The sequence below is a fragment of the Candidatus Aquicultor secundus genome, from assembly GCF_002791875.1.
Classification (GTDB): Bacteria; Actinomycetota; Aquicultoria; order Aquicultorales; family Aquicultoraceae; genus Aquicultor_A; species Aquicultor_A secundus.
This window is the reverse complement of record NZ_PFNG01000110.1, coordinates 1,055-2,201: the sequence shown is the minus strand read 5'-3', so window position 1 is coordinate 2,201 and position 1,147 is coordinate 1,055. Positions and strand designations below refer to the sequence as shown.

2 protein-coding genes are annotated in these 1,147 nt (G+C 51.2%); both read right to left on the bottom strand.

All coding sequences use genetic code 11. The annotated features are described in order from the left end of the window. On the bottom strand, positions 1-811 hold an 811-nt coding region (ispE, locus tag COY37_RS04640), incomplete at its 3' end, for a 4-(cytidine 5'-diphospho)-2-C-methyl-D-erythritol kinase (protein WP_286976403.1). Between the two features lie 27 nt (positions 812-838). Then, positions 839-1,126: a Veg family protein gene (locus COY37_RS04635; protein ID WP_286678683.1), complete on the bottom strand. Its 288-nt coding sequence runs from the start codon at positions 1,124-1,126 to the stop codon at positions 839-841. Between the last annotated feature and the right edge of the window lie 21 nt (positions 1,127-1,147).

The following is a 1,147-nucleotide window of genomic DNA, read 5'->3' as shown; positions in this document are numbered from 1 at the left end:
CCGAACGAAGGTCCTCGCACAAGATAAAAACCGTGGGTCCGCTCCCCGACATTAAGGCCCCGATTCCTCCCGCGGTAACCCCAAGTTGTTTTGCCCTTGAAATAGCAGGATAACGCTTTAGTGCGACAGTTTCAAGAAGATTATCGAGCGATACCGCAATTTGCCCTAGATCACGACCGGATAGCGCCTCTACAATGGTATCCTTGGCGTTAAGCGGCGCCGGCCGCTCTTCATCAATGGCGTGGTAAATCTCTGCTGTGGATACATGTAGCGGCGGCGTTATAACAACAATCGCCGTATCGGGCATCGGGTTGAGTTTTGTCAGGATATCGCCCTTTCCCTGGGCAAGCAGTGTGCCCCCTGCCAAACAAAACGGAATATCAGCCCCAAGACCGGCCCCTATCCCCTGCAGTTCCTCCCGGGGCAGGTTAAGACCCCATAGGATGTTAAGACCGGTAAGCGCGGCGGCGGCATCCGCACTCCCGCCGGCCAATCCGGCCGCAACAGGGATATGCTTGATGATATTGAGTGAGGCGCCGGCTTTTACGACCGCCTGCTTGCGAAGCTCTAAAGCCGCACGAAACGCGAGGTTTTCCTCGCCGCTTAAGGTTTCTTCAGTACAGGAAACAATGAGTTCTTGGGCCGGGGATATCTCAATCAGATCATGAAGAGAGATACTCTGCATGACACTTTCAATCTGGTGGTAGCCATTGGGGTACCGCGAGATTACATCGAGATAAAGGTTTATTTTTGCGTGAGCCTTTATTGACAGCATCGTATGGTAGGTGTTGGCACCGGAAACTAAGCGCACAGATTTGCCGCTTTCAAGCTTCCCTGATTACATCAACCAGGGAAGCAGGTTTTCGCCGTTATCGGGATTTGAAAGTTCAACTGTCTTGGTTAAGACATCCGCATAGCTGTATGAGACTCTGCGGCAACGATTCCGTTTTTCCTCAACCTTTACGACAAATAAATTAGGGTGTGTTTCTTCGAGTACACCCTCTCTTTCAATAATCTTGCACCGTCCCATGTTAGCCTTGAGACGCATTTTTTCGCCCACGAATTCGTCGAGTTGCCTTCGAATCCGGTCAACAACCTCAACTTGCGGCAACTGGCCAACTGCCATAATATTTATCCCTCTCCTTCA

What these genes read in the sequence shown, in the direction of transcription:
- COY37_RS04635 (WP_286678683.1), bottom strand. Translation starts at nt 1,126, where the DNA reads ATGGCAGTTGGCCAGTTGCCGCAAGTTGAGGTTGTTGACCGGATTCGA.